Source organism: Metasolibacillus sp. FSL K6-0083 (assembly GCF_038630865.1).
In the GTDB taxonomy this organism is placed as follows: domain Bacteria; phylum Bacillota; class Bacilli; order Bacillales_A; family Planococcaceae; genus Metasolibacillus; species Metasolibacillus fluoroglycofenilyticus.
The window spans coordinates 2318355-2338515 of record NZ_CP152046.1 but is presented as its reverse complement, the minus strand read 5'-3'; the positions used below and the strand labels follow the sequence as shown (position 1 = coordinate 2338515).

Sequence of the window (20161 nt, the reverse complement as noted above, 5' to 3'; positions counted from 1 at the left end):
GAGGGCGTACTATGTTCGGTCAATTTATTTTAAATTTATTTATCGCAGCACTATGGTTTTTATTGAAGGACGATCCTAATGCGGGCTTTCCAACATTTGTAGCTGGTTTCTTAGTCGGCATTTTTATCTTATATGCGATGCATCGCTTTTTTGGCACACAGTTTTATTTACGTCGTGTGTTTAAAGTTTTTAAACTTATTATGCTTTTTATCCGCGAGCTTACTTTGTCGAGCTTTGCCGTTATTCAGCAAGTTATGACGCCACAATTAAAAATTACACCTGGTATTATTACATATCGTACAGTGCTTCGAGGAGATTGGGAAATTACAGTATTAGCACTACTGTTAACATTGACACCAGGCTCTGTAGTGATGGAAGTGACGGAGGAAGGCGATATGTTTTACATTCATGCAATGGATATAGAAGAGTCAAAGGAAACGTTACTTCGCTCCATTGGGAAATTTGAGAAGGCAATTATGGAGGTGACACGTTAATGATTGAGAAAATCCTGTTGGTTTCGCTCGTTTTATTTATGATTGCGATAGCGCTTCTCCTCTATCGTGTTATTGTAGGACCTTCTATGCCAGACCGTGCGATTGGGCTTGATACAATAGGTGTTAACTTGATTTCTTCTATTGCCATTGTATCTATTTTATTGACAACAAAAGCCTTTTTAGAGGCAATTTTAATTTTAGGTATTTTAGCATTTATCGGAACGATAGCATTTTCTAAGTATATTGAAAGGGGTGTTATCGTTGAGCGTAAATCAAATCGTTGAGTGGCTAGGGGTGTTGATGATTCTTTTTGGCGCAATTATTAGCGTTGTCAGCGCATTTGGTATGATTCGACTTCCAGATGTATATACACGCTCACATGCGGCAACGAAAAGCGCCACTTTGTCAGTCTTAGCCTGTCTTTCCGGTGCATTTCTCTATTTTTGGAGCCATGATGGCTATGTAAGTATCCGTTTAATTTTAGGAATTATTTTCGTGTTTATTACCGCGCCTGTTGCAGGACATCTTGTTTGTCGTGCAGCATATCGTTCGCGTGTACCACTTGCTGAAGGCTCGGGCGAGGATTTATTAAAGCCTGTGTTATTCGGCGATGAGGCAAATGTACCTGAACATACTGAAGAAACGCCAATTGAACGTGAACCAAAAGAATAGTTATGAGCGGGGGCGTCCAAAATGCTGTGCAGTTGCAGGCATTTTGGACGCCCCCGTTTTTTGAAGAAGTAAAAATATACCTTTGTTTAATCATTGAAGTATGTAAAAGTGTTTTCGCCTTTTTGAAAAATCTTACTTTATAGAAATAACGAGGGGAAATGTCGAAATTTCTGAATTGTGGATAATTTTTTACTGATTCCCTATTCTTTGTGTGTATAACTAATGTAATTGAGGATAACTTTGTGGAAAAGATGAGAGATTTATATGTTAAGTCGTTTCATTGTGGATAATTCAGAGTTTTTGAAGATGAAATAGAAAGTTATCTACATTGACGAAGCGCGGTTGAGAATGTAGCAGAAATATGCTATTCGATGTTTCGTCAGCACTTGACAAAAATATGAAAATTATTTATAGTACATTACAACACTAATGTACTAATTAGGGGGTGTTTTAATTTGAAGTTGAATATGGATGGGATGACACCTATTTATGTACAGATTGCCGAATGGCTGCAAAATGAAATATTGGCAGAGCGCCTTGTTGCGGATGGTAAAGTGTATTCGCAATATCAGTTAGCGGAGCTGTTCAATATTAATCCAGCGACTGCTGGAAAGGGACTAACACTCTTATTAGAAGAAGAGATTATATATAAAAAGAGGGGATTAGGTATGTTTGTAACGGAGCAAGCGAAAGAAATGATTTTGCAGAAACGACGTAGTGAAACGTTGCAGCAACTTGCGAGAGAATTGGTGGATGAGGCGCGGCGTCTGGCTTTGACAGATATGGAGTTAATAGCGCTAGTCCAGAAAATGCAGAGGGGGGAGTAGCCTTGATTCGATGCGAAAATATCGTGAAAAAATACCGAGGTAAAGAGGTGCTCAAGGGTGTTTCATGTCATCTTGACGAGCATAAAATTATTGGACTTATTGGACGTAATGGTGCGGGTAAATCTACGTTACTCAATATTTTAGCGGGTCATATAAAGCCGACAGCAGGAAAAGTGAGAATTTACAATAGCAATCCATTTAACAGTATAACGGCAGCGACGAATACCATTTTTATTGAGGAGGGAATGACCTTTGCTCAAAACGACAATATTGCACAAATTTTAAAAACTGCTAGGCGCTTTTATCTAAATTGGCAGCAAGAGCTTGCAGAGAAGCTATTGCAATATGTAGGTATTCATCTGAATAGCTCACACCAAAATTTATCGAAGGGGCAGCGTTCTACATTTAATTTGATTTATGGGCTGGCGACACGCTGTGCCATCACATTGCTTGATGAGCCAATGAATGGCATGGATGAGGCGGTACGTGCAGATATGTATCGTGCAATTTTAAAAGAGTATATTGCATATCCACGGACGATTATTATCTCAAGTCATCATTTGAAGGAAATTGAGCACTTAATTGAAGAAATCTTGTTAATTCATAATGGGCAAGTGGTGTTCCATGAAGAGCTAGAGAAAATGCAGCAATACGCAGTGCGACTTGTAGGGCAGCCAGAACAGCTAGAACCTTATCGAAACCATGCCTTGTTTGTAAAGCAAGAGGGGTTATTAGCAGAGGTCGTTATAGAGCGAAAGTATTTCGATGGTCAATCGACTATTCAAGTGCAGCCTGTTTCAGTAAGCGATGCGTGTAGGTATATGACAGCTAGCACAACAGGAGGTATTGATGATGTATTTCAGTAATGTGTCACTTATAAGAAATATCGGAGCGCAGGTGAAATGGAGGCTAGAAACATATAGTAATGTTGTCATGATATTTGTGCTAATTCAGCTGTTTATTTCGGTAGTAGCAGGTAATAGCGGTATGAGTGGCAGCGGTATGAATAATTTGATGATTAAGGAATACTTTTATAGTTTAGATGGGTTATTAGGTATTTCGATGATGACTGCTTTTACAATTTGCGCTATATTTGCGTCAGAAAGAATACAGAAGGATAATTTGGCGGTTCCGACGACGAGATTAGCAACGAATATTTCAATGATTTTATTTATTTGTATTGTGCTATTTATTGCAACTGTCACTGCAATAATGACGAATAATATTGTGCAGTTTGTGAAAGTGCTTTTCCTAAATACAAATATTGCGGGTGTGACACTTGTTCCGAATATATCCACATTTTTTGTATTCTATTTTGCATTGCTTTGTGCATCAGCAGTCGGGTATTTTATAAGCACATTATTCAATCTATCGAAAGTGTTGACGGTTATTAGCGGATTATTGTTTATTTATTATTCACCCTACTTTTTAGAAGATGTGTTTGGTTGGCTCGTGGGGGATAACTATAGAGTACTTATATTGAATACTTTTGTAATAGCAAGTGTACTTTATGCATTAGCGATGTTAATTAATAGTCGACAGGAGGTGCGCCGAGGATGATGGCAATTTTTGTATTAGTCCCTGTTGTATGTCTTGTAATATTTGGTACTATCTACGTTGTAGGGCGACTCCTTTCACGTTTTCAAGCGACATTTAACGAGAGATTTTATAAGCTACTTGTTATATATGTAGTTATCGGGTTAATTGCGACAGTTAGCTTTCCCTATTTACCAAATGCACAAAAAGCGATATTGTCCGATAAGGAAATAAAGGAAAAGCTTGATGAAATCGAATATCTTAATCAGCTTGTACAAGAAAAGCGCTTTGATGAAATAAATTCCGATTATTTGAAGGAACAATTGACTTTTACAGTGACAAATGAAGAGCTGACATTAAAGTCAAATATGGAGTTTTTAGGAACACATGTAATCGTCACATGGAGGGATGATAAGACATCAAATGATGTTTACGCAAGCTATTATGAATTTCCATTTATTTTTTCAGGTATTGATGTAACGAATAATATATCAGCACCACAAATACATTTTGAGAAGGATACATTATTGATTTCCGAGATAAATAGGGAAATAATCTATCATCGTGTCATCCCGAAAATATGGACAATTGAACATTATTATGAGCGTTTTGACAATGAAGGATACTCTAATTATGGAATGGGACAACAAATAATTCATCTGAATGTGCCAAAACATATAAATATTATTGATAATAGTGGTATGATTCAATATATATATTATTAATAATGAATTGAGCGGTGCAGTTTGAAAAAGTTAGTAAAATTAATTATCTTCATTGTTGCGATGTATGTTTTTTTACAAGTAAATAATAAATGGCTTATGGTAACAGAGCATGTGTATGAATCCGAGCGTGTACCAGCAAGCTTTGATGGCTATCGTATTACACAGGTGACAGATTTGCATGATGCAATATTTGGCAAGGGACAGAGGCGACTGATTGAAAAAGTGCGGGCTACCAATCCAGATGTCATTTTCATTACAGGCGATTTAATAGACAGCAATCGTTATCATTTAGAAAATAGTTTAGATGCTGTAAGAGGCTTTGTGGATATTGCAGATGTCTATTATGTGCTTGGTAATCATGAGGTAGCCACGAGAAAGATGCAGGAAATTTATGAAGTATTAATAGAACTAGGAGTGCATGTGTTACCGAATAGGGCGTTGACGATAAAGAATGGTGATGAACAAATTGTGATTGCCGGGATTGAGGACCCATTAATGGGTTATACGACACAGGAAATGCTTGATATGGCATACAAGTATGTACCGAGCGATGCATTTACACTGCTATTATCACATCGACCAGAGCGTTTTGAAACATATGTGAATAATGCGATTGATGTTGTTTTCACAGGGCATGCACATGGTGGGCAAATTCGTCTGCCATTTATCGGCGGGTTAGTAGCGCCAGGGCAGGGCTATTTACCAAAATATACAGCAGGTACGTATGAGGACGGGGAGACGACAATGGTTGTCAGCAGAGGATTAGGCAATAGCGTTGTTCCATATCGTATTTTTAATTTACCAGAGATTGTGACGGTAGAGCTACGAGCTACTAAATAGTACATTGGGGCTGATTGGAAGAGTATTACTTTCCCAATCAGCCCCAGTTTTTTGGAGAATAAATTTTGGGACCTCGTGTCAATGTGGTGAAGCGTTTATTTTTGCACCTGTACTCGCCGATTTCTGTATGGGCGTTTTGATGCTTCATGTTCTTTCCTTTTCTTCCATCTATTTTAATATTCTGAAACTTTTGTTCTTTAGGGACGTATATAGATTATATAACAAAAAGGGGTGGGATTTTCATATGATGGACCGAGAGAGAAGGACTCTTTATATTATATTTGCAATTGTAGTTGCTTTAATTGCACCAATCATTGTTCTTTTTACGCCGTTTACAATTGGGATGATTTTTTATGACCATGCAGATAAAATTGTTTTTCTTCCACTACCATCAAGTCTAGCAGTCTATAGTTCAGCGTTTATAGCTGTTGCAGCCAGCTTAGTTGCCATGTATTTTATAAAAAAGAAAGGCTTTAAAATTGCTTTAAGTATTTTTACTATCATTGCGTTTCTTTTCTTATTTGTTAGTGGGACGAAGAATTATATTTATATAGATAATGAATTTATTGAAAGCTCGCATTGGCTAAAGGGAAAAAAGCAGTATGCGTGGGATGAAATTGTGCAGCTTGATTTAACGAAAAAAACGAATGGTCGAGAGCGGGAAGACCATATTATATTCACTTTCAATGACCAATATACATTGCCTATTTTAGTAGATGGATTGGTAGATTATAAGATTGAGCGTCAAATTGTTAATCGCGTGCAGCAGCTTAATGTTTCTGTGAATCATATCGTTGTAGAAGAATAGAGGGGCGTGCCTAAAGCCGTGCAGTTGTTGGCTTTGGACTAAAGGGTATGCTTGGAGAAAATAGTGAGAAGATGGTTTGAAAATTGAAGAACACAGGTTTTATCTGATTTTTCCGAATGAAATTTGGTTTTTTATTTTATTATGTAAGATGAGGCTGCTTTTTAGGGGCAAGTCTTGCTGAACCTTGTGTTTCACTCATTTTCAAAGTAAACTTATGGGGTAAACTTTTAAAAAGCCTCGCTCGACAGCGTCTGATATGCCGGTAACTGCACGGCATGTCAGACGCCTTTTTTTCTACTTGACAAAATACCTATGGGGGTATAAATTCTTTTTAAGAACATTTTAAAGGAGATAGATGATATGACAAAAAAGATATTAATTGTTGGAGGCGTTGCTGGAGGGGCTTCAGCAGCTGCACGTATCCGTCGATTGGATGAGCAGGCACAAATTATTATGTTTGAAAAAGGACCGCATGTATCATTTTCTAATTGCGCATTGCCGTTTCATTTGAGTGGCATTGTAGAAAATAGTGAAAAGCTGATACTAATGAATCCGCATAGCTTTCAAACGAAATATAATATTGAAGCACGCACAAATCAAGAGGTAGTGGCGATTCATCGGGAGCGTAAAATGATTGCAGTAAAAAACTTGAAGACGGGTGAGGAATACGAAGAGAGCTATGATTATTTAATATTGTCACCGGGAGCAAGGCCGATTATTCCACAAATTGATGGTATTGAGCTACCGCATGTCTTTACTGTGCGCAACGTGGTCGATATCCAAAACCTACAGGGGTATATAGCAAGTAATACTGTACAAAATATTGCGGTAATTGGTGGCGGCTTTATTGGAGTAGAGGTGGCTGAAAATCTTCGTTTGGCAGGGCATCATGTAGCGCTTGTTGAATTTGCTCCTCAAATTATGACACCATTTGACGAAGATATGGCACAAATTATGCATAAGGAAATGACTGATAAAGGTGTTGAACTTATTGTTGGAGATGGCTTAGCTACTATTGCGGAGCAGCATATTACATTGAATTCAGGGAAGCGCCTAGCAGTGGATGTTGTCGTGCTAGCGATTGGTGTTCGACCGGAAACAGCTTTAGCTACGGAGGCAGGCTTAGCACTTGGAGAGTTAGGAGGAATTAAAGTAAATGCGCATTATGCAACGAATGACCCTGCCATTTATGCAGTGGGAGATGCCATTGAAGTGTATCATCAGCTCTTGCACAAGCCGACAAGATTAGCATTAGCAGGACCTGCACAGCGTCAGGCACGTGCTGTAGCCAACCATATATATGGTATGACGCAGTTAAATAAAGGAGTTATTGGCTCAGCTAGTATCCAAATTTTCGATTTGGCATGTGCAGCTACAGGTTTGAATAAGCGTACAGCACAGCAGGCAGGGCTACAGGTGGATAGTGTTTATGTCATTGCACCAGATAAAGTTGGCTTAATGCCAGGTAGCAACCCACTGCATTTAAAGTTGGTATTTGAAGTACCAACAGGAAAAATTGTTGGTGCACAGGCAATTGGTAAAGGGAATGCTGATAAGCGCATTGATGTTATTGCAACACTTATTACAATGGGGGGTACATTAGAGGACTTAAAGGAGCTAGAATTAAGCTACTCACCAATGTTTAGTACAGCTAAAGATGTTGTTAATATAGGAGCACTTGTTGGACTGAATATACTTTATGGCAAGTATGAGCAAATACAAGTTTCAGATGTGCGTCCATTAGTCGAACAAGGGGCTTACTTCCTAGATGTGCGTGAGATAAATGAGTTTGCGCAAGGGCATATAAAGGGCGCTAAAAATATTCCTTTAAGTGAGCTACGTGACCGTTTAGATGAAATCCCACGAGATGTTCCTGTTTACGTCCATTGTCGCTCAGGTCAGCGTAGCTATAATGCGGTAATGGCATTACAAGGTAATGGTTTTACGAATATTAAAAATGTGGCAGGCTCCTTTCTAGGTATTTGTCTGCATGAATATTTTAATGATTACACAAAGCAACGTGAACCGATAGTAACACAGTATAATTTTAAATAAAAGGGCAGCCAAAAAATATTTGTTGAATTTTTCAGGTTGACAATATACCCAATGGGGTATAATATAAGGGACATGGACGACAAGTTAATGTTAGGAGGTGCTGTAATATGATATACGATCAAAAAGTAATGAATCGCGTCAAGCGAATGGAGGGACAGTTACGCGGTATTTTACGCATGATGGAAGAAGGGCAAGATTGTCGCGATGTAATTACACAATTATCGGCGGTACGCTCTGGTGTAGATAGAGCAATTGGTGTAATTGTTAGTGAAAACCTTGTTGAATGTGTGCAAAAAGCTGGTGATAATACAGAAGAAGTCAATGCTTCAATACAGGAGGCAGTTAGTTTATTAGTGAAAAGCCGTTAATGGCTAGGGCTGTCCAAAAAGCCGAGCATACCGGGCTTTTGGACAGTATCGATGATGTTACACAAAATGTTGACTTATATAAAAGGGACGTCTAATTTAAAAATGTGATGAACATTGACTTTAGTAGCGTTATCCTTCAGTAAAAGTGGCACGATAACCGACATCATGCTGGCAACGGATGGAAAATAAACTGAACTTTTTTTTACTCAAAATAATACCTATATGGGTATATGGAGGCGTACAATGGAAAGAAAAAGAACAACGATTGTATTGTTTAGTGGAGATTATGATAAGGCGATGGCAGCGTATATTATTGCAAATGGTGCCGCTGCTTATGACCATGACGTAACGATTTTTCATACGTTCTGGGGTATTAATGCGTTGCGCAAGCAACAGCCTATCGAGGTGCAAAAAGGCTTTTTAGAAAAAATGTTTGGGCGAATGATGCCACGCGGTGCAGAAAAGCTTGGTTTATCGAAAATGCAAATGCTTGGTATGGGACCGAAAATGATTAAGCATGTAATGAAAAAACATAATGCACTAACATTAACACAGCTAATTGAAATGGCGCAGGAGCAGGATATTAAGCTTGTCTCTTGTACAATGACAATGGATTTATTAGGGCTTCAAAAAGAGGAGCTTTTAGATGGTGTGCACTATGCAGGAGTAGCTGCTTACTTAGCTGATGCAGAGCAAGGGCATGTCAATTTATTTATCTAGGAGGAGTTCATATGACAGCCTTTATCATTTTTTTAGTTATTGTTGCATTTTTAGCATGGCGCATGTTGCCAGCCAAAGGGATAAAAGCGATTTCAACTGAGGAGCTTGCGACAATTATTAATGACCGTGGCAAAATATTTATCGATGTGCGAACACCTTCAGAATATAAGGGGCGACATATTCAGCAATTTAAAAATATGCCACTTGGTACGGATTTTTCAAAGCTACCGAGGGATGGAGATATTTTCGTCATTTGTCAAAGTGGTATGCGGAGTGCACAGGCATGTAAACAAATGAAAAAGCTAGGCTACGATAATATTACAAATATTCGGGGTGGCATGAATGCATGGAAAGGATGAAAAAAATGAAGCAGATTTCGACAGAGGAAGTAGAGAAACAATTAGCGGCAGGTGAAAACTTGCAATTAATAGATGTGCGAGAGGTTGATGAAGTTCAAGAGGGACATATTCCGGGTATAAAGCATATTCCGTTAGGGTTGCTTGAATTTCGTTTGCAAGAGCTCGATAAAAATACACCATATATTATCGTATGTCGCTCTGGCGGACGTAGCGGGCTTGCTACAGCATTTTTACAGGAGCGAGGCTATGATGCAACGAATATGACTGGTGGAATGCAGGCTTGGCAAGGCATATTAAATAGGAGGTAAAAAATATGACGATTAAGGCAGATGTCCAATTAGATGCAAAAGGTTTGGCATGTCCAATGCCAATTGTACGTACAAAAAAAGCGATGGCAGATTTAATAGATGGGCAAATATTAGAGGTACAGGCGACAGATCGTGGCTCTACAGCGGATTTAGCAGCATGGGCGCAGTCTGCTCAGCATCAATATATCGGAACGACAGAGCAGGGGGATGTACTCTATCACTATATTCGAAAATGCTCTAATGAGGATGTGATAGAAAAGCCATTTGAGCAAACAGTTACAAATGAGCAATTGCAGCAATCAACAGATGGAATCATTTTAGATGTACGTGAGGAAGTAGAGTATATATTTGGTCATATAGCTGGGGCAAAATCGATTCCTCTAGGGGAGCTAGATGCGCGTTTACATGAACTAGCAAAGGAACAGACGATTTATGTCATTTGTCGAACAGGAAAGCGCAGTGATTTTGCAGCGCAAAAGTTAGCAAATGCGGGGTTCAAAAATGTCTATAATGTGTTGCCGGGGATGACGGAATGGCAGGGCGAGCTAGAAAAATCGATATAAATTTAAGTGGTGGGGGATGCCCTGCCAAAAAAATCGAAAAAATAATACCTCAGGGGGTAATCGTATGGTAGTGATTAAGTGGACAGCAGCAGATGTTGCACGAAGAGTAATTAATGATGATAAGCTTTTTATTTTAGATGTACGCAATAAAGAGGCTTTCGAGGATTGGAAAATTGAAGGTAGGCAATTTAATTATTTAAACATACCTTACTTTGAATTGCTAGACGGCATAGAGGAAGTATTGCCACAAATCCCTTCAGATAGAGAGTTGTTAGTTGTTTGTGCCAAGGAAGGCTCTTCTATTATGATTGCCAAAATGTTAGATGAGGCAGGACGTGAAGCAGCTTATTTAGAGGGCGGTATGAAATCTTGGAGCATTTATCTTGAACCAATTAAAATAGGGGATTTAACAGGTGGCGGCGAGCTGTACCAATTCGTGCGTTTAGGCAAAGGCTGTTTATCGTATATGGTTGTCGCTGATGGCGAGGCAGCAGTAATTGATGCGGTGCGTTTTACAGATGTGTTTCTTGATTTTGCTAAAGAAAAGAATGTGAAAATTACCCATGTATTTGACACACATTTGCATGCCGACCATATTTCTGGTGGACGACAAATCGCGGCGGCAACAGGTGCTGCGTATTATTTGCCACCGAAGGATGCAGAGGAGATTGTGTTTGATTGTGAGGACCTTACAGATGGGCTAAAGGTGCAAATTGGCTCAGCGAATGTGACGATAGAGGCTCTGTATTCACCGGGGCATACGATTGGTTCCACATCATTTATTATTGATGATCGCTATTTGTTAACAGGTGATATTTTATTTATTGATTCAATTGGTCGTCCAGATTTAGCAGGACTTGCGGAGGATTGGGTAGGTGATTTACGTCAGACGCTTTATGAGCGTTACCGTGAGTTAATTGATGATTTAATTGTACTACCTGCACATTTCATGATAGTAGAGGAGTTAAATGCAGATGGGCAGGTAGCGAAACGTTTAGGTGATTTATTTGCAGAAAATCACGGTTTAAATATCGAAAATGAAGAAGAATTCCGCAGGACGGTAACGGATAATTTGCCACCACAGCCGAATGCTTATCAGCAAATACGACAAGTGAATATGGGTAAACTAAAGCCTAGCTATGATGAGCAAACGGAAATGGAAATCGGACCGAACCGTTGCGCGGTTAGATAATAAAAGGAAGATAGAGGTGTCCAAAAGCATTGTTTTATCTGCTTTGTAGACGTTTCAATAATGTTTCAACAAGGGTATAGCTATTCATATTTAGTTTAGCTGCATTTCTCTAAGTTATTGTGAAGAAGTAAAAATTAAATGAGTATTGTAAAAAGAAGAGAGGTTTTTTTGATGAAAAATACAACAATTTTAGATGCAAAGGGCCTAGCATGTCCAATGCCGATTGTACGTACAAAAAAAGCGATTGATTCACTTGAGTCAGGCGAAATTTTGGAGGTGCATGTAACGGATAAAGGTTCGTTGGCTGATATTCCTGCATGGGCAAGCGCAGGAGGTCACGAAATTACCGAGCAAACAGAAGAGGCTGGCGTGTTTGTTTTTCGTATTAAAAAAGCATAGCTAGCATAGAAAGAAGGATGTGGGATGGGTGTAACATTTATTATTGTGCTGTTTGCAATTGGCTTTGTAGGTTCATTTATTTCGGGTATGCTCGGTGTTGGAGGCTCTATTATTAAATATCCGATGCTGTTGTATATCCCGCCGTTATTTGGCTTGGCAGCATTTACAGCGCATGAAGTATCAGGCATTAGCGCTGTGCAAGTGTTTTTCGCCTCCATTGCAGGGGTCTGGGCTTATCGCAAAGGAGGATACTTAAATAAAGCGCTTATTTTAACAATGGGAAGTGCTATTTTAGTAGGTAGCTTTGTAGGTAGCTTTGGTTCCTCTAATTTATCTGAGACGAGTGTCAATATTGTTTATGGCATATTAGCTACAATTGCTGCAGCTATGATGTTTGTTCCCAAAAAACAGCTCGATGATAAGCCGTTAGAGCAGGTAGTATTTAATAAGCCGCTCGCAGCAATTTTGGCATTCATCGTTGGTATAGGGTCTGGGATTGTCGGGGCGGCAGGGGGTTTTTTACTAGTACCAATTTTATTGGTCGTATTAAAAATTCCAACACGTATGACGATTGCCACAAGTCTAGCCATTACATTTATTTCATCCATTGGAGGCAGTATCGGCAAGCTAATGACGGGGCAAGTTGACTATGCCGCAGCAGTCATTATGATTATCGCAAGCATCATTGCTGCTCCTCTTGGTGCAAAGGTGGGCAAGGCGCTCAATACAAAAGTATTACAAATGATTTTGGCTTTTCTTATATTGGCTACAGCAGTTAAGATTTGGGTAGATATGTAAAGACGATGAAATGGCAATCCTCTTTCATGTACGTCATAATATGTATATGGAAGGGGGCCATTTAATGAAAGTGCCAATTATTGATTTACATTGTGATGTACTGTATAAATACGAGAAGCAGGAAGTCGATTTTGTAAATGCCACACAACTAGACGTGAACTTGCAAAACTTGCGTCAAGGAAATGTCAAAGTACAGGCATTCGCCATCTTTATCCAACCAACTATACCAAAAGCAGAAAAAATAAAATCTGCGCTACGTCAGTTGTATTATTTTAAAACGCATGTAGTGCGACCAGAAAATAAAGTCGTACATATTAAAAATTGGTCTGATATTGAGCGTTTACAGGATGATGAAATAGGGGCAGTGCTGACAATTGAAGGTGTCGATTTTTTAGAGGGCGACATAAAAATGTGGCATTTATTTAGGGAGTTTGGTGTATTAAGTATCGGTCTAACGTGGAATAACGCGAATGAGGCTGCGGACGGTGTTGAGGAGGATTTAGGGCGAGGCGTAACAGCATTTGGCCAAGAAATTATTCAGTTAAATAATGCACATAAGGTGTTTACAGATGTCTCCCATTTAAGTGAGCAAAGCTTTTGGGATGTTTTAGAGCTGGCGGACTATGTTATTGCCTCGCATTCAAATGCGAAGGCGTTATGTTCGCATCGCAGAAACTTAAACGATGAGCAAATTAAAGCGATGGTAGCGAAAAAAGCACCAATCCATATCGTTTATTGCCCGATGTTTATTGTAGAAAAAAGGGAGGCGACGATAGCGGATTTAATCAAGCATATCGACCATATTTGTGCGCTTGGTGGCAAAAATCTGATTGGCTTTGGCTCAGATTTTGATGGCATTAATGAAAAGGTAAAGCATTTAGCTAATGCTAGCCAGCATTTCAATTTAGTAAATGAGCTGATGAAATATTACTCAGAGGATGAAGTGCGCGGCTTTACCTATCAAAACTTTTTAAATCATTTACCAAAATAGTAGAGTGACAGTAGCGATGATGTTTCGCAAAATGTTGATTCCTATAAACAGAGAACGCCTCTTTTGAAAATGGGATGAACACAGGGTTTATTAGCCTTCTTTTGCATTTAAAATAGGTGTAAAGTTAATTTTCCTTGCCATGAAGAGTGATTCGACTTTTAAGCCAGCATCGTTTCAGGCTATTTTAGCGCTCATTTCCAATAGATTTTTGTAAAGTATTGTGCATTTCCAGTAAATTATCGTACTTCTCCTTCCCCATCCAATTTTCAATTTTCTCTTGCATTTGTGACCAAATAGGCGATGCCTCCTCTAATCTGGCAAGACCTTTATCTGTTATGGAGACAGATAAAGGTCTTGAATCGTTTTTATCCTTTGTTACATTCACAAAGCCGCTAGTCTTTAGAATATGAACATTGCGAGTGACAGTCGTTTGATGAATTAGAACATTATGCAGGAAATGGTGTATTTGTTGGCTTTTCGTAGCCTTCCTTATACATTTCATCAATTGTTTGGCGGATTTCTTGTAAATTCATACCTTCCTTATACATCTTCGCAGATTGTAAAGCAATTTCTAAACATACGAGGCAACGAGTTCCATGGTCATCCCAAACGATAGCCCCACCGTCCTTCACCTCTTGAATAAAGCAATTTAAGTTGTTACGATGCCCTACCGATGCCCCACATCCACAATAACAAGGCATCCACTCTAAAATGTCTGTAGCCTGTCCCGCAATTTGATAAGTAAGGCGAACATTTTCTGGTTGCGCATCTAGGAAAGAGGGAAGTATATCAGCGCTTGCTGTTTCCTCTTGAATATCTCCATTAATGTGCAGATGACCATCATTTTCATCATGTACCTCTTCCTTTGCCCCACATGCAGCTAACAAAAAAACAATCGTTAATAAGCTAAATAGTATTTTTTTCATTTGCTTTAACTCTCCTTTAAAATGGGTAGCTTTAATTAAATTATAGCATAGGGGGGTATGGTACAAGATTGAACAATTCATGACAATAAGTAAATTTTCATTAATAAACTATTATTTACAATCATGCATTATAATAATTTTCCTTCGATTTATCGCGCATTAACGGGCAGTAAGACACCGAATTCAAGATTTGAGTGAAATTGGCTTAAGGATAATTGGGAGATGGGGAAAACCTTCACTGATTGAAGCTTCACTTTATGAATTTCGCTAAAAACTGCTTGAAAGCGCTTTTTTTCTGCTCGAATAAGATGAATTTCTTAGAGTGGTAAGAAAATTTTGCGTTGATTTTTGTTTTTTAAAACATTAAGCTGAGAAAATGTGAGAACAAACTTCTTTTTATCTCTTATTTAACTTCTTTCAGTAGAAGTTTCCCACCGCGGTGAGATGAATATAAGTATTAGTCAGAGTGACTAATACTGTGTTGGTCTCGGTTCCAGCGGATGTCACAGATTTTGAAGGGACACCTGCGCGATGCAGGTCAGTTAACCGTTGTCACAGGATGTGACGGTTTGAGGTTAACTTCCACCAAACAGTTTGAAGAATCTGAACGCAGTTACGCCGAGGCGTAATTGATAAGCTTATAAACTTCAAGTAGGGGATGAAAAGAAGTTTGAAGGTAAGTACATCAGACAACTGAGAAATAGCATAAATGTAAAGGGGTTAGTTTAATGAAGAAGGAAATAAGTGCAAAATGGGCATTGCTTACTTTTGCGATTATGATTACAGCAATGATTATTACCGTAGTAAAGCTTGAGCAAAGTCCTCATGTGCCATTAATTATTGGGACAGCAGTAGCAGCAATTGTTGCTAAATTGCATGGTTTCAAATGGGGCGAGATTGAGGAAATGATGTATAAGGGGATACGACTAGCTTTACCAGCTATCGTTATTATTATATTAGTAGGATTAGTTATTGGCGCATGGATTGGTAGCGGTGTAGTTGCAACAATGATTTATTATGGTTTAAAGCTTATTTCTCCAGCATGGTTTTTAGTAACAATTTTGCTATTATGCGCAATTGTTTCATTAGCGATTGGGAGCTCTTGGTCAACGATGGCGACAATTGGAGTTGCTGGCATGGGAATTGGCCTAAGTATGGGCATTCCAGCAGCAATGATTGCGGGAGCTGTTATTTCTGGGGCTTATTTTGGTGACAAAATGTCGCCATTGTCAGATACAACAAATTTAGCAGCAGGTTTAACTGGTACAGATTTATTTGATCATATTAAACATATGCTTTATACAACGATACCAGCGCTAGTTATTGCATTTGCCGTATTTGGTATTATGGGACGTCGCTTTGCAGATATTTCAATGAAGTCAGACGAAATTTTGACAACGCTTAAAGTAATGGAGCAGAGTTTTGTGATTTCTCCATGGTTACTTCTTGTCCCAGTGGGTGTTATCGTACTTGTTGGTCTAAAAGTTCCAGCAATACCAGCATTGGTAGCGGGTATTGTATCAGGGTTCCTATTGCAAATCTTTGTGCAAGGTGGAACAGCAACTGAGGCAGTTACGGCATTGCAGGAAGGTTTTGCTATTGCGACTGGCAATGAAATGGTGGATGAGCTTTTTAATCGTGGTGGCTTAGATTCAATGATGGGAACGGTTTCAATGACAATTGTGGCGATGACATTCGGAGGTATTTTAGAGTACTCTGGCATGTTACGAGCTTTAATGAATGTGATTGTTAAGTTTGCAAAGTCAACTGGAAGTCTTGTTGCTTCAACGATTGCTGCTTGTTTTACGACAAACGCAACATGCTCGGAGCAATATATTTCAATTGTCGTACCTTCCCGTATGTTTGCAGAAGTTTACGAGAAGCGCGGCTTGCATTCTAAAAACTTGTCACGAGCTTTAGAGGATGGTGGAACATTAACATCTGTTTTTGTCCCTTGGAATACTTGCGGTGTATTTATTTTAGCCACTTTAGGTGTAGGGGCGATGGAATATGCACCGTATGCGATTTTAAACTTTGTAGTACCAATTATTTCTATTATTTATGCATATGTAGGCTTTGCTATTGTGAAGTTAACACCGGAAGAAATGGCTGCTGCTGAGCAACGTAGAAAGCAGCAAGAGCAGGAAGCGGCAGTATAATATTAAAAAATATGGGGAATCTCTTAAAAATTAAGCCGATGTGCTGTTTCACTCACCTCAGTGCAGTGAAAAATTAGCTTTACGCTTATTTTAAATGCAAAAGTAAGCGGATAAACCTAATGTTTATTATATTTTTAAAGGAAGTTCTCTCTATTTATTTAGTGATATCTTTGAAGGAATATCACTAAAAGCGTCCCTAAAGCAGGCAATGCACTGCTTTAGGGACGCACTATTGGTTTTTATTTTTACGAAATCATTTAGGGAGGTCGCAAATAAAGCAAAACTCACTCAAATAATTGAGGGATTTTAATGAAGTTTTACACGTTGTAATCGTAGGGCGTTAAGAACAACTGACACAGAGCTAAACGCCATCGCAGCGCCTGCAACCCAAGGAGCCAGTAAGCCAATTGCTGCGATTGGAATGCCTAATGTGTTGTAGGCAAAAGCCCAAAATAGGTTTTGTTTAATATTGCGCATCGTTTTGCGGCTCATTAAAATAGCGTCAGCAATGCCGTTTAAATCTCCGCGAATTAATGTAATATCTGCCGCCTCCATTGCAATGTCGGTTCCTGTACCTATCGCCATCCCGATATCCGCAGTAACGAGAGCAGGTGCATCATTAATTCCGTCACCGACCATAGCCACCTTTTTGCCGGTTGCCTGAAGCTTCTTCACTTCTTCAGCTTTGCCTTCAGGAAGTACCTCCGCAATAATTTGGTCGACACCTACTTCAGCACCAATTGCATGTGCTGTGCGTTCATTGTCGCCTGTCATCATAATTACTTTAATCCCCATTGCATGGAGACGCTCTACGGCAGCCTTTGAAGTTTCCTTCACCGTATCCGCAACTGCTACCATCCCAGCATATTGCCCATTAATAGCAACAAGCATAGCTGTTTTGCCGTTTTCCTCTAAAGCTTCCATTGATGGTAAAACATCCTCGATATGAATATCGTATTGTGCCATTAATTTACGTGTACCAACAATCACCGCTTGCCCTGAAACAGTCGCCTGCACACCGTAGCCTGGAATTGCCTCAAAATATTGCACATCGCCTAATGTGATATTGCGCTCCTCGATACCTTGAACAATCGCTTGTGCTAATGGATGCTCCGACTGCTTTTCGGCTGCACCGACTAGGGATAATACAGCTGTTTCTTCTGCATCATCAGTTAGTAAGATGTCTGTCAATACCGGTTTACCATATGTCACAGTTCTTGTTTTATCGACGACGACTGTGTCGATATGTCCCGTTTGTTCTAAATGCTCGCCACCTTTAAATAAAATGCCGAATTCAGCAGCGCGTCCAGAGCCTGCCATAATGGACGTAGGTGTTGCCAGGCCAAGTGCACAAGGGCATGCGATAACAAGAATAGTAATGAAAACTTCAAGTGCAGGTGTGAATTCACCAGGCTTCACCCAAACAATCCAAGCGATAAATGCTAGCGCAGCAATTGCGACAACAATCGGTACAAAAATACCTGAAATTTTATCAGCAAGTCGCTGAATGGGCGCTTTAGAGCCTTGTGCATCCTCGACAACTTTAATAATTTGAGCGAGTGCTGTGTCACGTCCAACTTTTGTTGCCTTCATGCGAATAAAGCCATTGTTATTCACTGTCGCACCGAATAATAAATCGCCAACTTTTTTATCAACAGGCAAGCTTTCACCTGTCAGCATCGATTCGTCTACCGCTGTGCTACCCTCAATAACCTCGCCATCGACAGGAATTTTTTCACCGGGTTTTACTAAAATAATATCACCGAATAATACTTCTTCTAATGGAATTTCCATTTCAACACCATCGCGTACGACAAGTGCTGTTTTTGCCTGAAGTCCCATTAACTTTTTAATCGCCTCAGATGAACGACCCTTTGCTTTAGCCTCAAATAATTTGCCAAGCAAAATTAAGGTAATGAGGACGGCACTTGTCTCAAAGTAAAGATGTGCATGGTGAGAATTGCCGTATAAAATCGCTTGATAAACACTGTAAAAATAAGCAGCAGATGTCCCCATCGCTACAAGCACATCCATATTGGCACTGCCATTGCGTAGCGCTTTATAAGCACTCACATAAAATTGTCCGCCAATAATAAATTGCACAGGTGTAGCTAGCGCCATCTGTACCCATGGATTCATTAAAAGGTCAGGTACATATAAGAAAGAGGTAAATGAGAAGTGCCCAACCATCGTCCAAAGTAATGGTAGTGCAAAAATCGCTGCTGCAATAAATTTACGTGTTTGTTTTTTTATCGCTTGCTGTCGATGGTCTATTCCTGCTTTCGCAACAGGCTGTACTGCACCGTATCCGAGCTTTTCGACACGTTCGATTATGTCAGCTACCGCAATTTCAGACGGATTAAACTCAATTGTTGCCTTTTCCAACGCTAAATTGACGTTGGCAACTGAGACACCTGATAATTTATTCAAGCCCTTTTCGATACGTGTTGCACAGGCTGCACAAGTCATACCCGTAATGTCTAATTCAGCCTTCTCTTTCACTGTACCATAGCCAAGTGATTCAATTTTCTTCTCTAAATCGGTTGTGTTAATTTTATCCGCATCATATTTGATTGCCGATTTTTCAAGTGCTAGATTGACAGTTGCTTGTTCTACACCGTCCATCTTGTTTAAGCCTTTTTCGATGCGTGTCGCACAGGCTGCACAGGTCATCCCTGTAATTTGTAATGTTGTTTCTTTTGTAGTTGCCATTCTGCTCACCTCACATACTGTATAGGGGTATATATTTCTGTAAAGAAGAGAGTGCTTTTATAAGCACTCTGCATAATGTTATTCGACGTCGTAGCCTTGATCGTCAATTGTTTCCTTGATTTTTTCAACTGAAACCTGCGATTCATTAAAAGATACAGCAACTGTTGCTGCCTCTAAATTCACAGTTACTTGCTCAACACCTGCAAGTTCTCCAACGCTTCCTTCAACCGCTTTAACGCAATGACCACATGACATTCCTTTAACATTTAACGTTACATTTTGCATAATAAATTCACTCCTTATTTTTTCATTAATTTATGGATTGTTACAACTAATTCATCAATGATTGCATCATCACCTTGTGATAGGCGATCAACAACACAGCCTTTTAAATGACCTTCAAGTAAAATTTTTGCGACGCTGTTGAGTGCAGATTGTGTTGCTGATAGCTGTGTAATGACATCATCACAATATACATCCTTTTCAATCATCCCTTTGATGCCGCGAATTTGACCTTCAATACGATTTAAACGTGTCGTCAAGTCCTTTTTCACAGACTCAGGATGGTGACTTTGTCGACAAGCAGTATTTTCATTCATATTATGAGTAGTCTGCTCCATTACGCTCGCCTCCAATCTTTAAATTCAATTTACCATACCTGTGTAGGGTATGTCAATGGGGGAAGTGAATACCTCAAAATTTAATTTTG

The 20161-nt window shown here is 39.3% G+C and carries 25 protein-coding genes; 20 read left to right on the top strand and 5 right to left on the bottom strand.

The features are described from left to right. Positions 1–11: 11 nt before the first annotated feature. The 19 genes from MHB51_RS10840 to MHB51_RS10750 all read left to right on the top strand — a co-directional run bounded on the left by MHB51_RS10840 (position 12) and on the right by MHB51_RS10750 (position 13655). Positions 12–494, top strand: a complete 483-nt coding sequence (locus tag MHB51_RS10840) for a Na+/H+ antiporter subunit E (protein ID WP_066170702.1) — start codon at positions 12–14, stop codon at positions 492–494. Then, positions 494–778, top strand: coding sequence for a Na(+)/H(+) antiporter subunit F1 (locus MHB51_RS10835; protein ID WP_066170698.1), 285 nt, complete (start codon positions 494–496; stop codon positions 776–778). Before MHB51_RS10840 ends, MHB51_RS10835 begins: the two co-directional genes overlap by 1 nt. After that, complete coding sequence (locus MHB51_RS10830) at positions 756–1166, top strand: Na+/H+ antiporter subunit G (RefSeq protein ID WP_066170695.1); 411 nt, start codon at positions 756–758, stop codon at positions 1164–1166. The genes MHB51_RS10835 and MHB51_RS10830 overlap by 23 nt, the downstream gene beginning before the upstream one ends. Before the next feature lie 455 nt (positions 1167–1621). Beyond that, a complete protein-coding gene (locus MHB51_RS10825; RefSeq protein ID WP_201261875.1) occupies positions 1622–1993 on the top strand; it encodes a GntR family transcriptional regulator in 372 nt (123 codons plus the stop codon). Positions 1994–1995: 2 nt separating this feature from the next. Next, positions 1996–2859 carry an ABC transporter ATP-binding protein gene (locus tag MHB51_RS10820; RefSeq protein ID WP_342558141.1) on the top strand — a complete coding sequence of 288 codons (864 nt, stop codon included), beginning with the start codon at positions 1996–1998 and terminating at the stop codon, positions 2857–2859. Beyond that, positions 2843–3553, top strand: coding sequence for a hypothetical protein (locus MHB51_RS10815; protein ID WP_342471457.1), 711 nt, complete (start codon positions 2843–2845; stop codon positions 3551–3553). Before MHB51_RS10820 ends, MHB51_RS10815 begins: the two co-directional genes overlap by 17 nt. After that, positions 3550–4254: a hypothetical protein gene (locus MHB51_RS10810; protein ID WP_342471456.1), complete on the top strand. Its 705-nt coding sequence runs from the start codon at positions 3550–3552 to the stop codon at positions 4252–4254. Before MHB51_RS10815 ends, MHB51_RS10810 begins: the two co-directional genes overlap by 4 nt. Positions 4255–4275: 21 nt before the next feature. Beyond that, positions 4276–5094: a metallophosphoesterase gene (locus tag MHB51_RS10805; protein WP_066170684.1), complete on the top strand. Its 819-nt coding sequence runs from the start codon at positions 4276–4278 to the stop codon at positions 5092–5094. 244 nt (positions 5095–5338) lie between these two features. Further along, complete coding sequence (locus tag MHB51_RS10800; RefSeq protein WP_342471455.1) at positions 5339–5902, top strand: hypothetical protein; 564 nt, start codon at positions 5339–5341, stop codon at positions 5900–5902. Positions 5903–6262: 360 nt separating this feature from the next. After that, the gene (locus tag MHB51_RS10795; protein ID WP_342558140.1) at positions 6263–7957 is read left to right on the top strand and encodes an FAD-dependent oxidoreductase; all 1695 of its coding nucleotides are present in this window, start codon (positions 6263–6265) and stop codon (positions 7955–7957) included. A 107-nt stretch (positions 7958–8064) separates the two neighbouring features. Beyond that, positions 8065–8325 carry a metal-sensitive transcriptional regulator gene (locus MHB51_RS10790; protein ID WP_066170676.1) on the top strand — a complete coding sequence of 87 codons (261 nt, stop codon included), beginning with the start codon at positions 8065–8067 and terminating at the stop codon, positions 8323–8325. A 243-nt stretch (positions 8326–8568) separates the two neighbouring features. Beyond that, a complete protein-coding gene (locus MHB51_RS10785; RefSeq protein ID WP_066170673.1) occupies positions 8569–9045 on the top strand; it encodes a DsrE/DsrF/DrsH-like family protein in 477 nt (158 codons plus the stop codon). Between the two features lie 11 nt (positions 9046–9056). Then, the gene (locus MHB51_RS10780) at positions 9057–9404 is read left to right on the top strand and encodes a rhodanese-like domain-containing protein (protein ID WP_107941769.1); all 348 of its coding nucleotides are present in this window, start codon (positions 9057–9059) and stop codon (positions 9402–9404) included. A gap of 5 nt (positions 9405–9409) precedes the next feature. Further along, a complete protein-coding gene (locus tag MHB51_RS10775; protein ID WP_066170780.1) occupies positions 9410–9712 on the top strand; it encodes a rhodanese-like domain-containing protein in 303 nt (100 codons plus the stop codon). 5 nt (positions 9713–9717) lie between these two features. Further along, a complete protein-coding gene (locus tag MHB51_RS10770) occupies positions 9718–10275 on the top strand; it encodes a sulfurtransferase TusA family protein (RefSeq protein WP_342558139.1) in 558 nt (185 codons plus the stop codon). A 64-nt stretch (positions 10276–10339) separates the two neighbouring features. Beyond that, positions 10340–11467, top strand: coding sequence for an MBL fold metallo-hydrolase (locus MHB51_RS10765; RefSeq protein WP_066170663.1), 1128 nt, complete (start codon positions 10340–10342; stop codon positions 11465–11467). A gap of 171 nt (positions 11468–11638) precedes the next feature. Continuing rightward, on the top strand, positions 11639–11866 hold the full coding sequence (locus MHB51_RS10760; protein WP_066170660.1) for a sulfurtransferase TusA family protein: 228 nt from the start codon (positions 11639–11641) through the stop codon (positions 11864–11866). Positions 11867–11890: 24 nt separating this feature from the next. Continuing rightward, entirely contained in the window at positions 11891–12664 is a 774-nt protein-coding gene (locus MHB51_RS10755; protein WP_342558138.1) for a sulfite exporter TauE/SafE family protein, read from the top strand. 64 nt (positions 12665–12728) lie between these two features. Continuing rightward, on the top strand, positions 12729–13655 hold the full coding sequence (locus tag MHB51_RS10750) for a dipeptidase (protein ID WP_342558137.1): 927 nt from the start codon (positions 12729–12731) through the stop codon (positions 13653–13655). Between the two features lie 184 nt (positions 13656–13839). Here the strand turns inward: MHB51_RS10750 and MHB51_RS10745 are convergent, their stop codons facing one another. Together MHB51_RS10745 and MHB51_RS10740 are read right to left on the bottom strand one after the other, a co-directional pair. Further along, the gene (locus MHB51_RS10745; protein ID WP_342558136.1) at positions 13840–14040 is read right to left on the bottom strand and encodes a hypothetical protein; all 201 of its coding nucleotides are present in this window, start codon (positions 14038–14040) and stop codon (positions 13840–13842) included. A gap of 61 nt (positions 14041–14101) precedes the next feature. After that, complete coding sequence (locus MHB51_RS10740) at positions 14102–14581, bottom strand: PCYCGC motif-containing (lipo)protein (protein WP_107941778.1); 480 nt, start codon at positions 14579–14581, stop codon at positions 14102–14104. A 728-nt stretch (positions 14582–15309) separates the two neighbouring features. On the opposite strand from MHB51_RS10740, the gene nhaC reads away from it, so the two are divergent. After that, positions 15310–16740, top strand: a complete 1431-nt coding sequence (gene nhaC, locus MHB51_RS10735) for a Na+/H+ antiporter NhaC (RefSeq protein WP_342558135.1) — start codon at positions 15310–15312, stop codon at positions 16738–16740. A gap of 306 nt (positions 16741–17046) precedes the next feature. Here nhaC and MHB51_RS10730 read toward each other — a convergent pair whose 3' ends face one another. The 3 genes from MHB51_RS10730 to MHB51_RS10720 all read right to left on the bottom strand — a co-directional run bounded on the left by MHB51_RS10730 (position 17047) and on the right by MHB51_RS10720 (position 20072). Continuing rightward, the gene (locus tag MHB51_RS10730; RefSeq protein ID WP_342558134.1) at positions 17047–19452 is read right to left on the bottom strand and encodes a heavy metal translocating P-type ATPase; all 2406 of its coding nucleotides are present in this window, start codon (positions 19450–19452) and stop codon (positions 17047–17049) included. Positions 19453–19530: 78 nt separating this feature from the next. After that, positions 19531–19737, bottom strand: coding sequence for a copper chaperone CopZ (copZ, locus tag MHB51_RS10725; RefSeq protein WP_066170643.1), 207 nt, complete (start codon positions 19735–19737; stop codon positions 19531–19533). A gap of 14 nt (positions 19738–19751) precedes the next feature. Beyond that, entirely contained in the window at positions 19752–20072 is a 321-nt protein-coding gene (locus MHB51_RS10720) for a metal-sensitive transcriptional regulator (RefSeq protein ID WP_066170641.1), read from the bottom strand. Positions 20073–20161 lie beyond the last annotated feature (89 nt).

What these genes read in the sequence shown, in the direction of transcription:
- copZ (WP_066170643.1), bottom strand. Translation starts at nt 19,737, where the DNA reads ATGCAAAATGTAACGTTAAATGTTAAAGGAATGTCATGTGGTCATTGC.
- MHB51_RS10800 (WP_342471455.1), top strand. Translation starts at nt 5,339, where the DNA reads ATGATGGACCGAGAGAGAAGGACTCTTTATATTATATTTGCAATTGTA.
- MHB51_RS10730 (WP_342558134.1), bottom strand. Translation starts at nt 19,452, where the DNA reads ATGGCAACTACAAAAGAAACAACATTACAAATTACAGGGATGACCTGT.
- MHB51_RS10775 (WP_066170780.1), top strand. Translation starts at nt 9,410, where the DNA reads ATGAAGCAGATTTCGACAGAGGAAGTAGAGAAACAATTAGCGGCAGGT.
- MHB51_RS10790 (WP_066170676.1), top strand. Translation starts at nt 8,065, where the DNA reads ATGATATACGATCAAAAAGTAATGAATCGCGTCAAGCGAATGGAGGGA.
- MHB51_RS10755 (WP_342558138.1), top strand. Translation starts at nt 11,891, where the DNA reads ATGGGTGTAACATTTATTATTGTGCTGTTTGCAATTGGCTTTGTAGGT.
- MHB51_RS10835 (WP_066170698.1), top strand. Translation starts at nt 494, where the DNA reads ATGATTGAGAAAATCCTGTTGGTTTCGCTCGTTTTATTTATGATTGCG.
- MHB51_RS10785 (WP_066170673.1), top strand. Translation starts at nt 8,569, where the DNA reads ATGGAAAGAAAAAGAACAACGATTGTATTGTTTAGTGGAGATTATGAT.
- nhaC (WP_342558135.1), top strand. Translation starts at nt 15,310, where the DNA reads ATGAAGAAGGAAATAAGTGCAAAATGGGCATTGCTTACTTTTGCGATT.
- MHB51_RS10720 (WP_066170641.1), bottom strand. Translation starts at nt 20,072, where the DNA reads ATGGAGCAGACTACTCATAATATGAATGAAAATACTGCTTGTCGACAA.
- MHB51_RS10770 (WP_342558139.1), top strand. Translation starts at nt 9,718, where the DNA reads ATGACGATTAAGGCAGATGTCCAATTAGATGCAAAAGGTTTGGCATGT.
- MHB51_RS10795 (WP_342558140.1), top strand. Translation starts at nt 6,263, where the DNA reads ATGACAAAAAAGATATTAATTGTTGGAGGCGTTGCTGGAGGGGCTTCA.
- MHB51_RS10815 (WP_342471457.1), top strand. Translation starts at nt 2,843, where the DNA reads ATGATGTATTTCAGTAATGTGTCACTTATAAGAAATATCGGAGCGCAG.
- MHB51_RS10840 (WP_066170702.1), top strand. Translation starts at nt 12, where the DNA reads ATGTTCGGTCAATTTATTTTAAATTTATTTATCGCAGCACTATGGTTT.
- MHB51_RS10780 (WP_107941769.1), top strand. Translation starts at nt 9,057, where the DNA reads ATGACAGCCTTTATCATTTTTTTAGTTATTGTTGCATTTTTAGCATGG.
- MHB51_RS10740 (WP_107941778.1), bottom strand. Translation starts at nt 14,581, where the DNA reads ATGAAAAAAATACTATTTAGCTTATTAACGATTGTTTTTTTGTTAGCT.
- MHB51_RS10760 (WP_066170660.1), top strand. Translation starts at nt 11,639, where the DNA reads ATGAAAAATACAACAATTTTAGATGCAAAGGGCCTAGCATGTCCAATG.
- MHB51_RS10750 (WP_342558137.1), top strand. Translation starts at nt 12,729, where the DNA reads ATGAAAGTGCCAATTATTGATTTACATTGTGATGTACTGTATAAATAC.
- MHB51_RS10810 (WP_342471456.1), top strand. Translation starts at nt 3,550, where the DNA reads ATGATGGCAATTTTTGTATTAGTCCCTGTTGTATGTCTTGTAATATTT.
- MHB51_RS10765 (WP_066170663.1), top strand. Translation starts at nt 10,340, where the DNA reads ATGGTAGTGATTAAGTGGACAGCAGCAGATGTTGCACGAAGAGTAATT.